This is a genomic window from Acidipropionibacterium jensenii DSM 20535 (genome assembly GCF_000425285.1).
Lineage (GTDB): Bacteria > Actinomycetota > Actinomycetes > Propionibacteriales > Propionibacteriaceae > Acidipropionibacterium > Acidipropionibacterium jensenii.
The window spans coordinates 72,720-92,316 of record NZ_AUDD01000006.1; the positions used below are offsets into that span (position 1 = coordinate 72,720).

21 protein-coding genes are annotated in these 19,597 nt (G+C 69.0%); 12 read left to right on the plus strand and 9 right to left on the minus strand.

Annotated features, from left to right (window positions below; all coding sequences use genetic code 11):
* Window positions 1-87: 87 nt before the first annotated feature.
* The 3 genes from H590_RS0105235 (at window position 88) to dapC (ending at window position 3,408) form a co-directional block, all read left to right on the plus strand.
* Window positions 88-1,821: a VanW family protein gene (locus H590_RS0105235; protein WP_028702741.1), complete on the plus strand. Its 1,734-nt coding sequence runs from the start codon at window positions 88-90 to the stop codon at window positions 1,819-1,821.
* 142 nt (window positions 1,822-1,963) lie between these two features.
* Window positions 1,964-2,284: a ferredoxin gene (fdxA, locus tag H590_RS0105240; RefSeq protein ID WP_028702742.1), complete on the plus strand. Its 321-nt coding sequence runs from the start codon at window positions 1,964-1,966 to the stop codon at window positions 2,282-2,284.
* Window positions 2,281-3,408: a succinyldiaminopimelate transaminase gene (dapC, locus tag H590_RS0105245; RefSeq protein ID WP_028702743.1), complete on the plus strand. Its 1,128-nt coding sequence runs from the start codon at window positions 2,281-2,283 to the stop codon at window positions 3,406-3,408. Before fdxA ends, dapC begins: the two co-directional genes overlap by 4 nt.
* A gap of 65 nt (window positions 3,409-3,473) precedes the next feature.
* Here the strand turns inward: dapC and H590_RS17185 are convergent, their stop codons facing one another.
* The 3 genes from H590_RS17185 to dapD are packed head-to-tail and all read right to left on the minus strand — an operon-like array spanning window position 3,474 to window position 6,258.
* Window positions 3,474-4,340: a serine hydrolase gene (locus tag H590_RS17185; RefSeq protein WP_051238199.1), complete on the minus strand. Its 867-nt coding sequence runs from the start codon at window positions 4,338-4,340 to the stop codon at window positions 3,474-3,476.
* A 52-nt stretch (window positions 4,341-4,392) separates the two neighbouring features.
* On the minus strand, window positions 4,393-5,307 hold the full coding sequence (locus tag H590_RS0105255) for a hypothetical protein (protein WP_414973635.1): 915 nt from the start codon (window positions 5,305-5,307) through the stop codon (window positions 4,393-4,395).
* Window positions 5,308-5,313: 6 nt separating this feature from the next.
* Window positions 5,314-6,258 (minus strand): 2,3,4,5-tetrahydropyridine-2,6-dicarboxylate N-succinyltransferase, encoded by a 945-nt coding sequence (dapD, locus tag H590_RS0105260; RefSeq protein WP_028702745.1) that lies wholly within the window; start codon window positions 6,256-6,258, stop codon window positions 5,314-5,316.
* A 53-nt stretch (window positions 6,259-6,311) separates the two neighbouring features.
* Between dapD and dapE the strand changes: the two genes are divergently transcribed.
* The 4 genes from dapE (at window position 6,312) to H590_RS17610 (ending at window position 8,860) form a co-directional block, all read left to right on the plus strand.
* Window positions 6,312-7,403, plus strand: a complete 1,092-nt coding sequence (gene dapE / locus H590_RS0105265; protein WP_028702746.1) for a succinyl-diaminopimelate desuccinylase — start codon at window positions 6,312-6,314, stop codon at window positions 7,401-7,403.
* A gap of 179 nt (window positions 7,404-7,582) precedes the next feature.
* Window positions 7,583-8,290: an LOG family protein gene (locus H590_RS0105270; protein ID WP_051238218.1), complete on the plus strand. Its 708-nt coding sequence runs from the start codon at window positions 7,583-7,585 to the stop codon at window positions 8,288-8,290.
* Window positions 8,290-8,652: a DivIVA domain-containing protein gene (locus H590_RS19345; protein WP_071161703.1), complete on the plus strand. Its 363-nt coding sequence runs from the start codon at window positions 8,290-8,292 to the stop codon at window positions 8,650-8,652. Before H590_RS0105270 ends, H590_RS19345 begins: the two co-directional genes overlap by 1 nt.
* A gap of 40 nt (window positions 8,653-8,692) precedes the next feature.
* On the plus strand, window positions 8,693-8,860 hold the full coding sequence (locus H590_RS17610; protein ID WP_071161704.1) for a DUF3117 domain-containing protein: 168 nt from the start codon (window positions 8,693-8,695) through the stop codon (window positions 8,858-8,860).
* Between the two features lie 100 nt (window positions 8,861-8,960).
* Here H590_RS17610 and glgA read toward each other — a convergent pair whose 3' ends face one another.
* A complete protein-coding gene (glgA, locus tag H590_RS0105285; protein WP_028702748.1) occupies window positions 8,961-10,148 on the minus strand; it encodes a glycogen synthase in 1,188 nt (395 codons plus the stop codon).
* A 118-nt stretch (window positions 10,149-10,266) separates the two neighbouring features.
* Between glgA and glgC the strand changes: the two genes are divergently transcribed.
* Window positions 10,267-11,493, plus strand: a complete 1,227-nt coding sequence (gene glgC / locus H590_RS0105290; protein ID WP_028702749.1) for a glucose-1-phosphate adenylyltransferase — start codon at window positions 10,267-10,269, stop codon at window positions 11,491-11,493.
* A 152-nt stretch (window positions 11,494-11,645) separates the two neighbouring features.
* On the opposite strand, the gene H590_RS0105295 is transcribed toward glgC, so the two are convergent.
* Complete coding sequence (locus tag H590_RS0105295) at window positions 11,646-12,245, minus strand: vitamin K epoxide reductase family protein (RefSeq protein WP_028702750.1); 600 nt, start codon at window positions 12,243-12,245, stop codon at window positions 11,646-11,648.
* Between the two features lie 71 nt (window positions 12,246-12,316).
* A complete protein-coding gene (locus tag H590_RS0105300; protein WP_414973646.1) occupies window positions 12,317-12,979 on the minus strand; it encodes an O-methyltransferase in 663 nt (220 codons plus the stop codon).
* Window positions 12,980-13,068: 89 nt separating this feature from the next.
* Here H590_RS0105300 and dapA point away from each other — a divergent pair, with 89 nt between their 5' ends.
* Together dapA and H590_RS0105310 are read left to right on the plus strand one after the other, a co-directional pair.
* Window positions 13,069-13,950 (plus strand): 4-hydroxy-tetrahydrodipicolinate synthase, encoded by an 882-nt coding sequence (dapA, locus tag H590_RS0105305; protein ID WP_028702752.1) that lies wholly within the window; start codon window positions 13,069-13,071, stop codon window positions 13,948-13,950.
* Window positions 13,951-14,012: 62 nt separating this feature from the next.
* Window positions 14,013-14,438, plus strand: coding sequence for a Sec-independent protein translocase subunit TatB (locus H590_RS0105310; protein WP_028702753.1), 426 nt, complete (start codon window positions 14,013-14,015; stop codon window positions 14,436-14,438).
* Window positions 14,439-14,582: 144 nt separating this feature from the next.
* On the opposite strand, the gene H590_RS0105315 is transcribed toward H590_RS0105310, so the two are convergent.
* From H590_RS0105315 to H590_RS0105325, 3 genes are all read right to left on the minus strand, one after another.
* Window positions 14,583-15,743: an Mrp/NBP35 family ATP-binding protein gene (locus H590_RS0105315; protein WP_028702754.1), complete on the minus strand. Its 1,161-nt coding sequence runs from the start codon at window positions 15,741-15,743 to the stop codon at window positions 14,583-14,585.
* Window positions 15,744-15,871: 128 nt separating this feature from the next.
* A complete protein-coding gene (locus H590_RS15020; RefSeq protein ID WP_097799897.1) occupies window positions 15,872-16,420 on the minus strand; it encodes a DUF1003 domain-containing protein in 549 nt (182 codons plus the stop codon).
* 34 nt (window positions 16,421-16,454) lie between these two features.
* Window positions 16,455-17,729, minus strand: a complete 1,275-nt coding sequence (locus H590_RS0105325; RefSeq protein ID WP_051238201.1) for a magnesium transporter MgtE N-terminal domain-containing protein — start codon at window positions 17,727-17,729, stop codon at window positions 16,455-16,457.
* 198 nt (window positions 17,730-17,927) lie between these two features.
* Between H590_RS0105325 and H590_RS0105330 the strand changes: the two genes are divergently transcribed.
* On the plus strand, window positions 17,928-18,434 hold the full coding sequence (locus tag H590_RS0105330) for a YflT domain-containing protein (RefSeq protein WP_028702756.1): 507 nt from the start codon (window positions 17,928-17,930) through the stop codon (window positions 18,432-18,434).
* A 229-nt stretch (window positions 18,435-18,663) separates the two neighbouring features.
* Window positions 18,664-19,494 (plus strand): COX15/CtaA family protein, encoded by an 831-nt coding sequence (locus tag H590_RS17830; RefSeq protein WP_084149287.1) that lies wholly within the window; start codon window positions 18,664-18,666, stop codon window positions 19,492-19,494.
* The last annotated feature ends 103 nt before the right edge of the window (window positions 19,495-19,597 follow it).

Sequence of the window (19,597 nt, forward strand, 5' to 3'; positions counted from 1 at the left end):
CATTCGCGTTCGGGCAGGATCGTCTGCCTACAATGCCCACACCTCGCAGGCGACCAGCGGCCGGCGGCAAGGGGAGGGTGGACCAGCGTGAGCGACAGCACCGACGAGACCATCCGACACCCCTCGCGGCGTGGCCGCCGGATGGTCGGCATCGGCCTCGGAGGTCTCGCCGTGGTGCTGGCCGGCGGATACCTGGTCGGTCATCTGATGACCACCGACACCCTGCCCGCCCGCACCGAGATCTCCGGCGTGGCGGTCGGCGGGCTGTCCTCCGACCAGGCCCTTCAGAAGGCCCGGACGGACCTCGCCCCGACCCTGTCCAGGGAGGTCCCGATAGCCGACGGGAGGACCGTGGTCGCGGTGAGACCGGCCTCCGCAGGTCTGTCGGTCGACTGGCCGGCCACCATGGCGCAGGTGGATCCCGGAAACTCCTGGAACCCCCGGGTGATCTGGAACACCCTGCACGGGGGAGGACGGGTCCCGCTGGTGACCGCCGTCGACCGGACCGCGCTCGATGCCGCGGTCACCGCTGCGTCCAGCCGGTTCGCGGTGAGCCCCCGGGACGCCGGGGTCACCCTCAAGGGCACCCGCATCCTCACCACCGGGGCGGTGACCGGCCGGACCCTCGACACCGCCGCCACCGTACAGACGATCGCCGACGGCTGGCCGACCGACAGTTCCGAACCGATGGCTGCCACCGTCATCCGCAAGGATCCGGCGATCACCGACAAGGCCGTCCAGCAGGCCGTCTCCAGTACCCTGCGACCCACCGTCTCCGGGCCGGTGACGGTGACCACCGACAAGGGGGACGTCGCGGTGTCCGCCGAGCAGATCGCCGCGGCCACCTCGGTGCGCACCGCCGGCGGCACGGTCAAGGTGACCACCGACATGGCATCCCTGTACCGCTCCACCCAGGCTGGCCGGGACCGGCTCGGCCTCACCCAGGGCACCGACGCGAGAATCCTCATCTCCGGCGGAAAACCCACCATTCGGCCCTCGGTCGACGGCCGGGGGATCAGCCTGGCCGAGTTCACCAGGGCGATTCAGCCGGCCCTGGTCCGGACCGGCGCCCAGCGCACCGGCACCGCACAGATCACCTCGGTGCCGGCCCGGTTCAGCACCGAGGACGCCCGCAGAGCCGGCGTCAACCGGGTGATCGGGGAGTTCACCACCCAGTTCCCCTACGCCCCCTACCGCAACACGAACCTCACGATCGCCGCCAACACCATCAACAACACCTACCTGGCCCCGGGGCAGACCTTCAGCATGGACAAGGTGCTGGGTCCTCGCACCGCGGACAAGGGCTACGTCGAGGGATGGGTGATCTCCGGAAGCGTCATGAAGCGCGAGTCGGCCGGCGGCATCTCCCAGTCGGCGACCACCACCTTCAACGCGGCCTTCTTCGCCGGGATGACCGACGTCGAGCACCATCCGCACTCGCTGTACTTCTCCCGCTACCCGGCCGGCCGGGAGGCCACCCTCTACTACGGAAAGCTCGACCTCAAGTTCCGCAACGACACCCGCTACGGGGTCCTCGTCCAGGCCTTCACCCGCAAGGCCCCGGTCGACGGCAGCGGATCGATCACGGTGCGGATCTGGTCGACTCCGACCTGGCAGTGGATCACCTCCAGCGAGCTGGCGAGATCGAACTACGCCTACGGGCGTACGGTCACTTCCACCGACGCCGACTGCCACCCGCAGTCCCCCTCCCCGGGATTCGACGTGAACTACTCGCGGCTGTTCTGGCGCGACGGGGCGGTGGCCAGGAAGGAGAACTTCTTCTGGCGCTACGACCCGACCGACGAGGTCGTCTGCCGGTAGTCCTGGCTGTGACCGGCCCGGGACTCCCACCCTCGCGGAATCGGCACGACACGCTGTAGTGGAGAGAGGATAGAGTGGGGTCGATCGTGACCGACGGCCCCCACGGGTCACCGGATTTCCAAGAGATACCAAGGAGAGCGACATGACTTACGTCATCGGTCTGCCCTGCGTGGACGTCAAGGACCGTGCCTGCGTCGAGGAGTGCCCGGTCGACTGCATCTACGAGGGTGAGCGCAGCCTCTACATCCACCCCGAGGAGTGCGTGGACTGCGGCGCCTGCGAGCCCGTCTGCCCGGTGGAGGCGATCTACTACGAGGACGACCTGCCCGACGAGCAGCAGGACTTCCTGCGGATCAACACCGAGTTCTTCGACGACCTGGGCTCCCCGGGCGGTGCCGCCCGGCTCGGGCCGACCCACAAGGATCCGCCGGAGGTCGCCGCGCTTCCCCCGCAGGGCGAATGAGTTCCGCCCTCGGTTGGGGGACCCGCAGGCGGGTCTCGGCATCCCTGCCCACCTTCCCGTGGGACACCATCCGGGCGGCCAAGGAGCGGGCCGCCGAGCATCCCGGAGGGCTCATCGACCTGTCGGTGGGAACCCCGGTGGACCCGACCCCCGGCCCCGTTCGTGACGCCCTCGCGGCCGCATCGGACGCCCACGGCTACCCGCAGGTCTGGGGAACCCCGGCCCTGCGCGCCGCCATCCTGGAGCACATGACCAGCCGCTGGGGAGCCCCCGAGCTCACCGAGGAGTCGGTGCTCCCGGTGATCGGCACCAAGGAGCTGGTCGCCTCCCTGCCGAGTCAGCTCGGGCTCGGCCCGGACTCCCTGATCGTGATCCCGGAGTGCGCCTACCCGACCTACCGGGTCGGCGCCCTGCTGTGCGGTGCCCGGGTGCAGGTGACCGACGACCCCGACCGGGTCGAGGGTGAACCTGATCTCATCTGGATCAACTCGCCGGCCAATCCCTCCGGGCGGGTGCTGTCGATCGACGAGATGCGCGCCTGGGTGCAGCTGGCCCGGCGCACCGGTGCAGTGCTGGCCTCCGACGAGTGCTACGGAGAGTTCTCCTGGCAGGTCGAGGCCGTCTCGGTGCTCGACACCCGCGTCAGCGACGGCGACATCGGCGGACTGCTGAGCTGCATGTCGATGTCGAAGCGGTCGAACATGGCCGGCTACCGGGCGGGATTCGTGGTCGGCGATCCGGCACTGACCTCCGAGCTGCTGGCGATCCGCAAGCACGCCGGGATGATGGTCCCGGCCCCGATCGCCGAGGCGATGAGGGTCGCCCTGGGTGACGCCGGCCAGGTGGCCGAGCAGCGCGAACGGTACGGACGTCGCCGCGAGGTCCTGATGCCGGCTCTGGCCGGAGCCGGATTCAGGATCGACCACTCCGAGGGATCGATCTACCTGTGGGCGACCCGCGGCCAGGACTGCCGCGAGACACTCGACTGGCTTGCCGAGCGGGGAATCCTGTGCTCCCCGGGCGACTTCTACGTCGAGGGGCACAGCGACCACGTGAGGATCGGACTGACCGCCCCCGACGACCGGATCGTCGAGGCGGCCCGACGGTTGTCCAGCGGCAACTGAGACCTGCGGTCGAGCGGGGGCGCGCCGGAGGGCGCGCCCCCGCTCACCCTGTTGCCGAGGACCGGTCAGCGGGGGCAGCGTCTGAGGGGCAGGTCGTCGCGGTGCGCGGTGAACCAGGTCCGGAGGGTGGCGACCGTCCGGTCGACGTCGCCCTGCGGTCCCTGGGCGATGAAGACCACCGCCGAGTAGCCGCCGCCGTGGGGGAGAACGGCCATCTGGCGGATGGTGTAGTCCCCGTCGTCCTCGATACCCCACCCGCCCTTGACCATCGAGGGATGGATCCCGGCCAGACCGAACTGCTCGGAGGGATCGATCCGGGCCATGTGGCCGCGCACCCGGACACTCGCGGCGTCGGTGGCGCATGCCAGTCCCTCGGTGAACCGCAGCTGGTCGGTGGCCCTCCACCGGGTCATCCCGAAGGGCTGGTCGGGGCCGGCGTCGTCATCGGGCAGGACGACGGTGCGGGAGTCTCCGAGCCGGCTGATGACCTTCTGGACGGTGTCGGCCGCCCCGGTGCCCTCGCCCAGCAGGCTCCACAGGTGCATGGTGGCGTCGTTGTCGGACACCGAGATCGCCTGCTCGACGTCATCGGGGTCCGGTGAGCCGGTGGTCATCGCGGCGATCGCGATGGGCACCTTGATCGTCGACCAAGCGGTGTCCTGGTCGACCTTGCCGACGCTGGTCGCGGTGGAACCGGTGCCGGCCACCACGATCTGAAGGTCCACCCCCGAGTCGGCGACCAGTGCGGCGAGCTGGGACCTGAGGATCGGCGGGGACGACGGCGCCGGCCGTGCACCGGAGGGCGGCGGGCTGCTCGTGGGGGAGGTGGCGGCCGGATGTGCGCAGGCCGTCAGGAGTGCCGGCAGCAGCACGGCGGCAGTGATTCGGCCGATCGTCCGGCTGACCGTCCGCCTGTCGATCTTGAGGTCCATGATGCTCTTTCCTCGGTGGTGCCTGACACATTACGTGTCCGGCACCCGAGTCTCAGCCTCGCACCTTCACCGTCCCGGTGGTCGCCGAGGTGGTTCCCGAGGGGCTGGACGAGGGTCCGGTCGAGGTGGACCAGGCCGCGAACTGCTTGGGGTCCAGCGTCCATCCGGCGGTCCCGACCGTCGCCGAGGCGATCGGCGCGGTGTCGGTGCTGGCCATCGTGAGGGCCACCCCGGCCCAGACCAGGGTGGCGTCGGTGCTGCGCACCGTCACCGTGGTGCCCTTGGCCGTGACCGTCGCCCGGTTTGCCAGCCCCTTGACCGTGGTGGCGGCCAGGGCGCCGGCCCGACCGGCATCGGTGGACCGGTTGACGCAGCTCAGCGCCCGGGGAGAGTTGCCGGTGAGGGTGCTGGCCCAGGCCTTCGCGGCATCGATGTGCTTGCGGTACCCGTCGGGAACCCCGGACTTCTGGACCGACTGGGCGGCGTCGTTGATGTCCTCGGTCTGCCAGTTGGCCACCTTGACCAGCTCGTCGTAGAACTTGCCGCTGGAGTACCACGGATCCTTGATCTGGGCCCGGGTGCCCCACCCCTGGGAGGGACGCTGCTGGAACAGGCCGATGGAGTCGCGGTCCCCGTAGTCGAGATTGCGCAGCCCGGACTCCTGCATGGCGGTGGCCAGGGCGATCGTGGCGGCCCGGCTCGGCAGCCCCCGTCGGATGGACTCCGCCACGATGATCGCGGCATTGCCCGACTGCTCCAGGTCCAGGGTGTAGCTGTTGCCCCCGACCGTCGTCTGGCAGCCCTCGTTGACCGGCACGTTGAACAGCGGGTCGACCTTCTGCCAGACCCGCCATCCGCCGTACCCCAGCCCGGCGAGCAGGGCGAGGGTCACCACCAGCGCCGCCAGCGAACGAAGCCAACGGCGTGGGGATCGGATGGCCCTGCGGGGAGCCGACCTGCGTGCCACGAGAGGTCAGTTCTTGTGCAGAGCGGAGTTCAGCGTGACCGAGGCGCCCTTGCGTCCCAGAGCGCGCACCGCGCCGGAGACCGAGTCGCGGATGAACAGGATGTTGTCGGATCCGGAGAGCTCGCGGGCCTTGGTCACCGAACCGTCCGGCAGGGTGATCTTGGTCCCGGCGGTGACGTAGAGGCCGGCCTCCACGACGCAGTTGTCGCCCAGCGAGATCCCGATTCCGGCCTCGGCGCCGAGCAGGCATCCCTTGCCGATGGTGACCTGCTCCCTGCCGCCGCCCGAGAGGGTGCCCATGATGGAGGCACCGCCCCCGATGTCGGAGCCGTCCTCGACGATCACTCCCTGGGAGACCCGGCCCTCGACCATCGAGGTGCCCAGGGTGCCGGCGTTGAAGTTGACGAACCCCTCGTGCATCACGGTGGTCCCCTCGGCCAGATGGGCGCCCAGTCGGATACGGTCGGCATTGCCGATCCGGACCCCGCTGGGGACCACGAAGTCGGTCATCCGCGGGAACTTGTCGATGAGCAGAACGGTGAACGGGGCGCCGGCGGTGCGGGCCCGCAGCGAGGCCGCTGGGTAGTCCTCCACGCGCAGCGGACCGGTGGTGGTCCAGACGTTGTTGGGCAGGACGGCGAAGATGCCGTCCAGATTGATGGTGCGCGGGGCGGCCAGCCGCCAGGACAGCACGTGGAGCCTCAGGTAGGCGTCGGAGACATCGGCCGGGGCGACATCGAGATCGATGACGGTGCGCACCACCTCCTGGTGGACCTCGCGAACCGGGTCGGCGTGGGCCGCCGCGGTGAGCTCGGCCGGGGCCTCGCCCTCCTCGGGGGCGCCCAGGGCCGGGTGGGGGAACCAGGTGTCAAGGATCTCGCCGCCGTCATGGACGGTGGCGAGCCCCCAGCCCCAGGCTGTGCGGGCGGGGTTCATCGTGCTGCTCGTCATGAGGCCACTCTAGATGACCGCACCCACACACCCCGCCCACTAGAATTCGGGCCATGGCACTTGACCTCGGGGACCTTCACGCCCTTTTCCGGCAGATCGTCGACTGCGAGTCGGTGAGCCGGCACGAGAAGGAACTGGCGGACGCCGTGGAGGCGGCACTGAGCGGACTGGCCCATCTGGAGGTCACCAGGATCGGCAACAGCCTGGTCGCCCGCACCACCCTGGGACGCCCGGAACGGGTGCTGGTGGCCGGACACCTGGACACCGTCCCGGTGGTCGACAACCTGCCCTCGCGACTCGAGCACCGCTCCGACGGGGACTACCTGGTGGGCCGCGGTACCTGCGACATGAAGGGCGGGGTGGCCGTGGCGCTGTGGCTGGCCGCCCGTCTCACCGAGCCTGCCAAGGACGTCACCTGGGTGTTCTACGAGGCCGAGGAGATCGCCGCCGAGTACAACGGCCTGGGGCTCATCGCCACCCAGCGGCCCGACCTTCTGGAGGCCGATCTGGCGATCCTGATGGAACCCACCGACGGGCGGGTCGAGGGCGGCTGCCAGGGCACCATGCGATTCACCCTCACGACCTTGGGGACCGCCGCCCACTCGGCGCGCTCCTGGACGGGCCACAATGCGATCCACGATCTCAGGCCGATCCTGGAGATCCTGCGGGACTGGCAGGGCCACGACCCGCTGGTGGAGGTCGACGGACTGACCTATCACGAGGGCCTCAACGCGACCATGGTCTCCGGCGGAGTCGCCGGCAATGTCATTCCCGACCGGGCGGTCGTTCAGATCAACTACCGCTTCGCCCCCGACAAGAGCGCCGCCGAGGCGCAGGCGCAGATGCGACGGCTCTTCGACGGCTGGCCGATGGAGGTGCTCGACCTGTCGGATCCGGCCCGGCCCGGACTCGACCGACCGCTGGCCAGGTCCTTCGTCGACGGTGTCGGCACCGAGCCGCTGCCGAAGTACGGCTGGACCGACGTCGCCCGGTTCTTCGGACTGGGGATCCCGGCCCTGAACTTCGGACCGGGTGATGCGCTGTGCGCCCACAAGGCCGACGAGTGCTGCCGGGTGGCCGCTCTCGACGAGTGCGCATCCGCCCTGGGCGGCTGGCTGGACGGCAGCGGGGAGGCGGCGCGGTGAGCGATCACGACGCCGGGAAGGGCGACGAGAACCGGACCGGGCACGACCAGACCGGAGACGGTCGGATCGAGACCGGTGAGACCGGGCACGACCGGATCGGCGAGAGCACGGTGGAGGACGGCGTCTCGCGGACATTCGAGAGCGACTGGGGACGCCCCAGGCCCGGCGAGGATCGTCAGGTGCTGGGGCCGGTGATTCGACGGGGACCCTATGTGCGTCCCACGACCACCGACCAGGCCCTGCTGGACGGCGGTGCCGACGCGGCCTGGGTGCACACCGACCCGTGGCGGGTCCAACGCATCCAGAGCGAGTTCGTCGAGGGTTTCGACACTCTCGCCGGCCTGGGACCGGCGGTGACCATCTTCGGGTCGGCCCGGACCCCGGCCGACCACCCGATGTACGAGGCCGCCCGCCAACTGGGCAGGATGTGCGCCGAGCGCGGGATGGCGGTGATCACCGGCGGTGGACCGGGCACCATGGAGGCCGCCAACCGCGGTGCCGCCGAGGCCGGCGGGGTCTCGGTGGGACTGGGGATCGAGCTTCCCTTCGAGTCCTCCCTCAACCGGTGGGTGAATCTGGGGATCAACTTCCGCTACTTCTTCGTGCGCAAGATGATGTTCGTGAAGTACGCCCAGGGATTCATCGTGATGCCCGGCGGCTACGGCACCTTCGACGAGCTGTTCGAGAGCCTGACCCTGGCCCAGACCGGCAAGAAGACCCATGCCCAGGTCGCCCTGGTCGGCCGTGACTACTGGCGCGGCCTGTGGGAGTGGGTGCGCCAGTCCACCCTCGCCGAGGGCAATATCTCCCCTGACGATCTGAAGATGTTCATCTGCAGCGATGATCTCCAGCAGGTCGTCAACCACGTGATCGTGAGGAGTCGGTGATGGTGTGGGTGTTGTGCGCGGTCGTCATCGTCATCATCGGCGCCGCCGTGATGGCCTCCTCGGGGCGGTTCGGCGCCGTGCCGGCGGTGGTCGACGACCGGCCCGCCCCCGACCTGCCGGCCGACCGGTTGACCCCCGACGACCTGCGTGCGGTGCGCTTCGACGTCGTCGCCCGGGGGTACTCGATGGCCCAGGTGGATGCCCTGCTGGCACGGATGGCGGTCGAGATGCAGATGCCCGACGAACTCCCCGCCGACCGCGCTGCGGCACGGCGTGGGGAGTCCGAGGAGAGCCCGCAGTCCCGGGCCCCGGGCGACGACCAGCCCCCGCCGGTCAGCGGAACCGGGACGAATACGGAATAATAGGGGTGTTACCACTGACCAGTGAGCGAGGATGAGTGACATGGCAGCTATGAAGCCGCGTACCGGCGACGGTCCTATGGAGGTCACGAAGGAGGGGCGCGGCATCGTCATGCGCGTGCCGGTCGACGGCGGCGGTCGCCTGGTGGTCGAGCTCAGCTCAGATGAGGCCAGCGAGCTGTTCGCCTGCCTGAAGGACGTCGTCGGCTGATCTGCTTTCCGCCGCGCGGAAACCAGTACTCCGGCAGTCGGGGGTCACAACCGAACTTGGTTGTGACCCCCGCTGCTTCTGTCTGTCTTCTGTCCGTCTCTCAGGAGTCGTGTCGCGCGATGGCCGCCTTGTAGACGTCGACGGTCTGCTCGGCGATCCGCTCCCAGTCGAACTCGTCGATGCAGCGCTGCCTGCCCGCAGCCCCGAAGGCCTTCGCCCTGGCGGGATCGGCCACCAGCTCGTTGAGCCGCTCGGCGAAGGCGTGCTCGAATGTGGCCACCTGCTCGGGAGTCGACTCGTCGGTCGGGACGCCGGGGACCAGGAATCCGGTCTCTCCGTCCACCACGACCTCGGGGATCCCTCCGACGGCCGAGGCGACCACCGGGGTGCCGCAGGCCATCGCCTCCAGGTTCACGATGCCCAGGGGCTCGTAGACCGAGGGGCAGGCGAAGACGGTGGCCGCCGAGAGGACCTGACGGACGCTGGCGCGGGGGAGCATCTCCTGGATCCAGATGACCGGCGCGCGGCGCGACTTCTGCACCCTCGCGAAGGCCTCGTGGAACTCCGCTGCGACCTCGGGAGTGTCCGGGGCACCGGCGAGCAGCACGAGCTGGATGTCGGGATCGAGGTCGGCGGCCGCGCGCACCAGGTGGATCAGCCCCTTCTGGCGGGTGATCCGGCCCACGAAGACGACTGAGGGGGAGTTCGGGTCCATCCCGATCTGCTCGGGCACGTCGGTCTCGGTGACCGGGTGGAACTCGTCGGTGTCGACGCCGTTGCGCACCACGTGCACCTTGTCCGGGTCGAGCTCGGGATAGGCGGCCAGCACGTCGCGGCGCATCCCGGAGCTCACGGCGATGATGGCGTCGGCGGCGTCATAGGCGGTGCGCTCCGCCCAGGAGGACAGTCGGTACCCGCCGCCCAGCTGCTCGGCCTTCCACGGCCGGTCGGGCTCCAGGGAGTGGGCGCTGATGACGTGCGGGATGTCGTGGTAGACGCTGCTCAGCAGCCCCGCCAAGTTGGCGTACCAGGTGTGGGAGTGGACCAGCTCGACGTCCTCGGGGACGGCGGCGGTCATCGACAGGTCGGCGCCGAAGACCCGCAGCGCCGGATTGGCTCCCTCGGGGAAGGTCTCGGGGTGGGCGGTCGCACCTTCGCGGGGTTCGCCCATGCACTGCACGTCGACGTCGATGAACTTGCGCAGCTGGGGCACGAGCTGGGCGACGTGGACCCCCGCTCCGCCGTAGATGGTCGGTGGGTACTCACGGGTCAGGATGGAGACGAGCATGCCCAGATCGTCCCACATGTCTTTGCGGTCCGGGGGCTGCTGCGACACATTGTGAACGGATGGCGTCAGTTTCACCATTCCGGTTGTCAACGCCTGTTTCGGGGAATAAGTTCAGGCCATGGCAATGACGCGTCCGAAGGTGCTGTCCATCGTCCTGGCCGGTGGTGAGGGCAAGCGCCTCATGCCCCTGACCATGGACCGCGCCAAGCCCGCAGTCCCCTTCGGCGGGACTTACCGACTGATCGATTTCGTGTTGAGCAATCTCGCGAACTCCGACCTCACCAAGACGGCGGTGCTGACCCAGTACAAGTCGCACTCGCTGGACCGTCACATCTCGATCGCGTGGCGGATGAGCACGATGCTCGGCAACTACGTGACCCCGGTGCCCGCCCAGCAGCGTCTGGGGCCGCGCTGGTTCCAGGGCAGCGCCGACGCGATCTTCCAGTCTCTGAACCTCATCAATGACGAGGACCCCGACTATGTCGTCGTCTTCGGGGCCGACAACATCTACCGGATGGATGTCGAGCAGATGCTCGAGGCCCACATCGACTCCAGGATGGGATGCACCGTCGCGGGCATCCGGGTGCCGCGCAAGGATGCGTCGGCATTCGGCATCATCGACGCCGGCGAGGACCACAAGATCAAGGAGTTCCTCGAGAAGCCCGCCGACCCGCCCGGCCTTCCCGACTCTCCCGACGAGTCATTCGCCTCGATGGGCAACTACATCTTCAGCCGGGACTCCCTGGTCCAGGCCCTCTACGACGACTCGAACGCTCCCGACGCCCGCCACGACATGGGCGGCGACATCATTCCGCGGTTCGTCAATGCCGGTGACGCCCAAGTCTACGACTTCAAGGACAACCAGGTCCCCGGAGCCACCGAGAAGGACGCCGACTACTGGCGCGACGTCGGGACCATCGACGCCTACCACGAGGCCCACATGGACCTGGTCTCGGTGGAGCCGGAGTTCAACCTGTACAACACCGAGTGGCCGATCTGGACCAGTCAGGTGCAGGCCCCCGGTGCCAAGTTCGTGATGCGCGGAACCTGCGACGACAGTCTCGTCTCGGCCGGCTGCATCATCTCGGGAACCGACATCTACCGGACCGTTCTGGGACCCCGCAGCCGGGTCGAGAGGTGGGCCCGGGTCGATGAGTCGATCCTCATGAACAATGTCCGGATCGGCGCCAATGCCACCGTGCACCGGGCCATCCTCGACAAGAACGTCGTGGTCCCCGACGGCGCCCAGGTCGGCGTCAACCATGAGCACGACCGGGCCCGTGGATTCACCGTCTCACCGGCCGGGGTGACCGTCGTCGGCAAGGGTGTGACCGTTCCGTACTGAGTGTTCGAGGCGGGGGAGGCGACTCCCCTGCACCCCCTCGTAGCGGGGGCTCTGCGGGTGGTCGGCGTACGTCGCGCTGGCCACCTGCGCTGTTGTCAGGGGCGGGGGAGGCGACTCCCCCTGCACCCCCTCGTAGCGGGGGGAGTCCCCGCCTAGATCAGGGCGGGGATGAGTTCGATCGCGACCATCGCCAGGATCACCAGGATGACGAGCCCGGTGACCCACCAGTCGGTGTTGTAGTTGACGAACTCGCGCACCCCGTCGCGGACCCGGATCGACCCGTCATGGATGTTGATCCGGGTGAGTCCGGCCCACACCAGAGTGGTGGTGATGGTGATCAGCAGGCACCACGGACACAGCGCCCCGATCACGAAGTAGGACTGTAGGAAGAGCCACCAGGCGAACAGCAGGGCGATGCAGTAGACCCCCTCGACGCACAGCATGAACCAGCGGGGGAAGCGCACGCCGGCCAGGGTCGCCACCGAGATGGTGAGCACCACGGCCTCGAACATGATCCCCAGAAAGGCGTTGGGGAAACCGAGCACCCGGGCCTGCCAGGTGAGCGCCACCGTGGAGCAGGACAGCACGGAGTTGACGTCGCAGGTGAAGATCGCGTGCGGGTTCTTCGCCAGCTTCCACGCCTCGATGGACAGCACGAAGGAGGCCACCAGTCCGATCGCCCCGGAGACGATCATCTCGATGGCTGTGCCGCGACGCCACTTCTCGGGGTTGTCGACTCCGTTGCTGGACATCTGCGTGGGTGCTCCTTCAGCCGGTTGCGGCGGTGCTCCGCGCGCCGCGGCTCAGAGTACCCCCAGCAGCCTCACGCCTTGGCGGCCAGCAGGAGCCCCTCGCCGACCGGCAGGAGGACCGGCAGGAACTCCTCGGAGTCGGCGACGAAGTCCAGGGCCTCGCGGATGATGAGGGTCTCGTCGTCCTCATTGTCCGGGTCGGCGACCGCACTTCCGGCCAGCGCGTCATTGACCACGACGATCCCGCCGTGGCGCAGCAGTCTCAGGGCCTGGGAGACGTACTCCACGTACTCCAGGCGATCCCCGTTGACCAGCACCAGGTCGTAGGCGCCGTCCCGCAGCTTCGGCAGGACGCTCAGCGGCACCCCCGAGATGAGCCGGAACCGGTTGGAGCGGAACCCGGCGCGCTGGAAGCACCGGCGCGCGGCGTCCTGACGATCGGCCTCCACATCAATGCTGGTGAGCACTCCGTGCTCGGACATCCCCTCGAGCAGGGACAGTCCGGTGACACCCGCGTCGGTGCCGATCTCCACGACCGCGTGGGCATCGATCGACCGGGCGAGGAAGGTGAGAAAGGTGGCCGTGCCGTTGCCGACCGGCGTCCAGCCGGCCTCACCGGCCGCCTCGTGGGCAGCCTCCACCGGCTCCGAGACGGCGACAAAACCGTCGGCGTACTCCCAGGATCGCCGATCCGGACCGGTCGGGAACTCGATTGCTTCGCTCACGGCCCCCAGCGTAGCCGGTGCAGCCCTCGTTACGATGGTGGTCGACAACATGGTCGGCGGCCGAGGAGCCGTGTCCATTGCCAACCAGGAGGCACGTCATGTCCGATCCCATCTTTGGCCGTGTGTTGACGGCCATGGTGACTCCGATGAGCCCCGATGGGGAGGTGGATCTCGACCGTGCCGCGGAGCTGGCAACCCGGCTCGTCGACGTGCAGGGCAATGACTCGCTGCTCGTCAACGGCACCACCGGCGAGTCGCCGACGACCACCGACGAGGAGAAGTCCGCCCTGGTCCGCGCCGTGCGGCAGGCGGTGGGGGACCGTGCCCAGGTGATCGCCGGGGTCGGGACCAATGACACCCGACACACCGTGGCACTGGCCCGGCAGGCCGAGCAGGCCGGGGCGGACGGCCTGCTGGTCGTCACCCCGTACTACTCCAAGCCCTCCCAGGACGGCCTGGTGGGCCACTTCACCACGGTGGCCGATGCCACCGACCTGCCCGTGATGCTCTACGACATTCCCGGGCGCACCGGCACCGCGATCGCCCCGGAGACCTTCATCAGACTCGCCGAGCACCCCCGCATCGTGGCCGTCAAGGACGCCAAGGGCAAGGTGGTCGAGTCCGCCCAGGTGATGGCCGCCACCGACCTGTCCTACTACTCGGGGGACGACGCCATCACCCCGGCTCTGCTGTCACTCGGTGCCGTCGGCGTGATCGGCACCTCCACCCATTTCACCGGACGGTCGATGCACCAGCTGGTCGACCACTACCTGGCCGGGCGCAGGGAGGAAGGTCTCGCCGTCTACCGGCAGATCCTGCCCGTCCTCACCGGCGTCTTCGCCGCCCAGGGGGTCGTGATGGTCAAGGCCGGGCTCGCCCACCAGGGGTTCGGGGTCGGGGGCGTTCGCGCACCGCTGGTCCCGGCAACCCGGTCCCAGGCGGAGACCTTCGCCGCAGTCCTGGACGCCGCCGGGCTGTGAGACAGGCGCCCCGATGCTGATCGGGGAGCGGCCGGACCGTCCCGACGGACTATCCTGACACCATGTCCATGATGAGTCCGACCGAACTTGCGTTCCTCATTCTCATCGGCGTCGTCATGTTCGGACCCGACAAGGTGCCGGACATGGCCCGCAAGGCCGCCCGGGTCTTCCACTTCCTCAAGAACATCGCCAACTCCACGCGCGACCAGCTGCGTGAGGATCTGGGCCCCAAGTACGCCGACCTCCAGATCACCGACCTCAACCCGAAGACCTTCGTCCGCAAGTACGTCATGGACGACTTCCAGGACGACATCAACGGGATCAAGGCCGACCTGGAGGGGGTTCGCAACGACCTGGACTCCAGCATCAACGACTTCCAGACCGCGACCGCCGATGCGCCGCAGTCCCCAAGCTCGGCCAATGAGCCGGCGGCCAGGACGGTGGCCCTGGGATCGGTGCCGGTCCCCTTCGACTCCGAGGCGACCTGACAGGGTCCCCCACCCACGGACTCCCGAGCACGGCATCGGCTGAAGCAACGTCGTGAACACAGCGCCTGCCAGCAGGCCGTGAATGCGGTTCGGCCCCGCCACGATCATCGTGGCGGGGCCGAACCGTGTCAGCCTGGTGCGTGCTCAGTTGGCGACCGGGGTGACCCCCAGGTGCATTCCGGCCAGTCCGCGCGGACGGGAGTCGAGACCCTCGGCCAGCTCGGTGAGGGCCTGGGCTGCCGGGGACTCGGGGTGGGACAGGACGATCGGGTCACCGTCGTCCCCGCCGACCCGCACCTGCTGGTCCAGCGGAATCTGGCCGAGCAGCGGCACCTCGGTGCCCAGCCGCTTGGACAGCGCGTTGGCGGCGGCGCGGCCGCCTCCCTCGCCGAACAGGGTGACCCGGTGGCTCTTGCCGCAGTGCGGGCAGACCGTCTCGAGCCAGGACATGTTCTCCACCACCCCGATCACCTGCTGCTGCATGATGCCGGCCATCGTGCCGGCCCGCTCGGCGACCTCGGAGGCCGCCGGCTGCGGGGTGGTGACGACCAGTACGTCGGCATTCGGGAGCTTCTGGCCCAGGCTCATCGCGATGTCTCCGGTGCCCGGCGGAAGGTCGATGAGCAGGTAGTCCAGATCGCCCCAGTGGACGTCGGCCAGCAGCTGGGTGAGGGCCCGGTCCAGGATCGGTCCGCGCCAGGCGATGACATCGGAGCGGTTCGGCTTGAGCATCCCCACGCTGATGGTCTTGATGCCGAGGGCCGGCACCGGCAGCAGGAGGTCGTCCAGCGGGGTGGGACGTGCCTCGCCGACGCCGAGCATGTCGGGGATGGAGTGGCCGTAGATGTCGGCGTCCAGCAGCCCCACGTTGCGACCGCGGGCGGCCAGCGCCAGGGCGAGATTGACGGTTACCGAGGACTTGCCGACGCCGCCCTTGCCGGAGGCCACCGCGATGATCTTGGTCATGTTGCCCGGCTCGGCGAAGGGGATGACCCGCTCCGGGACGCCGTTGCGCAGCTGCACCTTGAGGGCGTCGCGCTGCTCGTCGGACATCGTGCCGAGCTCGACGTGCACACCGGAGACTCCCTCGATGCCCTGGACGGCCTCGGTGACGCTCTCCCGCAGCTCGGTCTTGAGGGGACATCCCGACACGGTCAGCAGGACTCGCACGAAGGCGCGTCCGGACTCGTCGACGGTGATCTCATCGACCATGTTGAGATCGGTGATGGGACGCCTGATCTCCGGATCAACCACGGAGGCCAGCGCCTCGCGGATGAGCGGGACCAGGGGATTCTCGGTGCTCATGTGTTCTGTCTACATGCCGCAGAATGGCCCGGCAAGTCGTTGCCACAGGTGTGCACTACACACCGTCGCAGCTGACCGCCGGAGGACGGGAGTTCCGCCCTTGGCGGAACGCCCCCGGACCGGCCGTCTCAGTCGTGCCGCTCGGGTGTGCTGGCGGCCTGCTCGGAGTCCTCATCCTCCGGGTTCCCATCAAGGTCGGCGAGGGCCGCCTTGAGTTCCTCCCGCAGGTGGTCCTGCAGCTCGTCGCGCATCTCGGAACGGATGTAGTCGCGGGTCGCCAGGTCGCCCATCTGCATCCGGATCGCCGCCACCTCGCGGGCCAGGAAGTCCATGTCGGAGCGGCTCTGGACGGTGACCCGACGGTCCTCGGCCATCGACATCCGGTCACGGTCCTCCTGCCGGTTCTGGGCGAGCAGGATGAGCGGTGCCGAGTAGGAGGCCTGGGTGGAGAAGAACAGGTTGAGCAGGATGAACGGGTAGGGGTCCCAGCGCAGCCGGAAGATGGCCACCAGGTTCCAGGTCACCCAGACGATCACGATGATCGTCATGTAGACGATGAACTTGGCGGTGCCCATGAACCGGGCCACCGACTCGGCGAACCGCCCGAAGGTCTCGGAGTCCAGCTGGACCCGCGGCATCCGGCGTCCGGTGCGGGGGCCGGGCAGGTCCAGCCGCATGTCGTCGCGGGTCCGCTCCCGGTCGCGCTCGTGATCAGCCACGTCTCACTCCTGCCAGCTGTCCATCCATCTGGTCGCCGCGCCAGTCGGCCGGCAGCAGGTGGTCCAGAAGATCATCGACGGTGACCGCCCCGACCAGCTCCCTGCCGGAGTTGACCACCGGGGCGACCACCAGGTTGTAGGTCGCGAAGTACCGGCTGATGGCGCCCACCGGGGTGTCGGTGGCCAGCGGCTGAAGGTCGGTGTCCAGCAGCAGGGAGACCATCGTCGACGGCGGTTCCCGTAACAGCCGCTGGACGTGGACCACTCCCAGGTAGCGCCCCGACGGGGTGTCCAGGGGAGGCCGGCAGACGAAGACCATCGAGGCCAGGGCCGGGGTGATGTCCTCACTGCGGACTTTCGCCAGGGCGTCGGCGACGGTGGCGTCGGGGCCGAGAATGACCGGTTCGGGGGTCATCATGGCGCCGGCGGTGAAGTCGTCGTAGACCAGCAGGTTGCGGACGTCCTCGGCGTCCTCGGGGCGCATCCTGGCCAGCAGTCTCTCGGCCAGGTTGTCGGGAAGATCCTGGACGAGGTCGGCGGCGTCGTCGGGGTCCATCTCCTCGAGGATGTCGGCGGCCCGTTCCGGATCCAGGATGAGGATGAGGGACACCTGCTCGTCCTCGGGGAGTTCCTCGATGGCGTCGGCCAGCTGGTCGTCGTCGAGGGCCTTGGCGACCTCGGCACGGCGTCTCGGCGACATGTCGTGGAGCTCCCGTGCAACATCGGCGGGTTTCATGTCCTGCATCTCGGCGACGGTCCGCTCGGTGGACTGACGTCCCATCATCACCAGGGCGGGCACCTCGTCCCAGTCGACGATGATCGTCGACAGAGCCTTCTTGCGCAGCGAGGTGAACCGGTTGTGGCCGCCGGCCGGGGTCACCGCCACCTGGGAGATCTCCCAGTCGTGGGTGCGCACCGATCTCATCGCCACGTCGAAGATGTTCACCGGGGAGCCGTCCCGGGTGAAGGTGCGGTCGAACAGGTCATCGACGACCAGGGTCTCGGCCTCGCGCCGGGAGAAGACCCGGGTGTCGACGGTGCCGGCGATCATCACCTGGTTGACGTCGATGGCATGGACCCGGGGCATCGGCACGAAGATCTTGCGTCGCGCGAAGAGCTCCACCACCAGTCCGCGCACTCGGGGTGCTCGGCCCTGGGTACGCAGCTGGATGACGACGTCTCGGACCTTCCCCACCTGGTCACCGGCGGCGTCGAGCACGGGAAGACCCCGCAACCGGGAGATGAATACTGCGGACGACCTGCTCACCCGCTCAATCTACAAGTCGCGGAGAATCGGCGACACGCGCCCCGCGGCCAGGCACCCGGTGGCCGAGTGGGGGAGGCACTGTGGTTCCCGAGGAGAGGGTGGATCGCGATGAGCGGGGTGGTTCGCGGCGGGCGCCGTGGTTTCCAGCGCCCACGGTGCTTCGTAGAGTGGAGGTGTCACCACCTCAGGAGGTCCATCATGGCTGGGCAGCACGTTCCGGCGTCCCTTCTACAGCTCGACTACCCGCAGTCGGTCATCGTCGTCGACGACTACCAGACCGCGCAGAAGATCGTCGACCACCTCTCCGACCAGGAGTTCCCGGTCGAGAACCTGTGCATCGTCGGCACCGATCTGCGCACCGTCGAGCGGGTCACCGGGCGCAAGACCTGGGGGAGCGTGCTCGGGCAGGGGGCGGTCTCCGGACTGGGCACCGGCCTGCTCGTCGGCCTGATGCTGGCCTTCTTCACCGGATCCTCCGGGAACTTCCTCACCATGCTCATCACCGGTCTGCTGATCGGTGTGGTGATCGGAATCATCACCGCGGCGATCGGCTACTCGATGACCGGCGGCCGGCGCGACTTCGACTCCGTCCAGCAGGTGGTGGCCACCCACTACGAGGTGCTCGCCGAGCACAAGGTCGCCGCGAAGGCCCGCGAGATCGTCAACGCGATGCCCGAGTTCCGGGCCCGGGCCTTCGAGGGCTGAGCCCGACCCCCGCTGCCGGGAGCCGAACCTGATTCAGGCGCTTGAGGGCTGAGCCGGACCCCGCCGAGAGGTTCGCCGGACCCCCGGCGGCGGGGCGATGGCGGGCGGATGCAAGGATGCCAGGGACCTGTCCGCCGGCGAGGAAAGACCCATGGCACACGCGAAGACATCCGGAAACGGCCGCCCGTCGAGCATCCCCGGGAGTCCGACAGAACCGGCACCGCGCTGGATGCAGGTGCTCTTCGCCGCCACCGCGGTGCTCATCACCATCACCCTGGCGCTGGGTTCGACGGTGTGCGCGACCGACGCCAGCGCGTCGTGTCCCAACTGGCCGGGCTGCTACGTCGGGAAGCTCACCCCCAGCGCCCACACCCAGCCGGTGGTCGAGTTCATCCACCGGGTGATCTCCAGCAGCATCGGGCTGTTCGCGGTCGCCTCGGTGCTCGCCGGCGTGGCCCACCGACGTCGCAACCGGGCGCTCGTGGTGCTCCCGGTCATCGCCCTGCTGGGGGCGCTGACCTCCGGGGTGTTCGGGATGATGACCATCAAGTGGGGTATCAACAGCGTCGAGGCCTCCCTGGACCTGCTCGCCGCCCTGATCGCGATGGGTGCGATGTGGCGCGCCTGGTTCGTCACCCGCCATCCCGGAGCCGGCTGGACGTGGCGGCCGCGGGTGAGATGGGGAGTGGCGGCCGTCGTGACTCTGATGGCGGCCCATGTCGGCGCCGTGCTGGTGGCCGGCAGCAGCTCCCTGACCCGGTGCATGGGGTGGGCGCTGTTCGTCCGCGGCGTCGGGGACGCCCCGCTGGCCGGATGGGTCGTCCAGCAGGCGGTGATGGCCGTCGGGGAGCTGCTCACCATCGGCCTGGTCGTGATGCGGCTGCGTCACCGGGTCACCCTCTGGGACCTGCTGCTGGCCGCCCTCGTCGTCATGGTGCTGGTGGTCGGGGTGGTCATCGCCGCTGCCGGAGCCAACGACGGGCTGGCCGTGGTGCACGCGGTGGGCACCGTGCTGATCCTCAACCTCGTGATGACCGGCACCATGCGCGATGCTGTCTGACTGAGGCCGGGGGGCGACCCCCTGGCAACCCCCGGGCGGGGGCTCGGTGGGTGGCTGGGGTCCGCCGCGCCGGCCCGTTGGATGGGGTGAGGGGCCGGGGGGC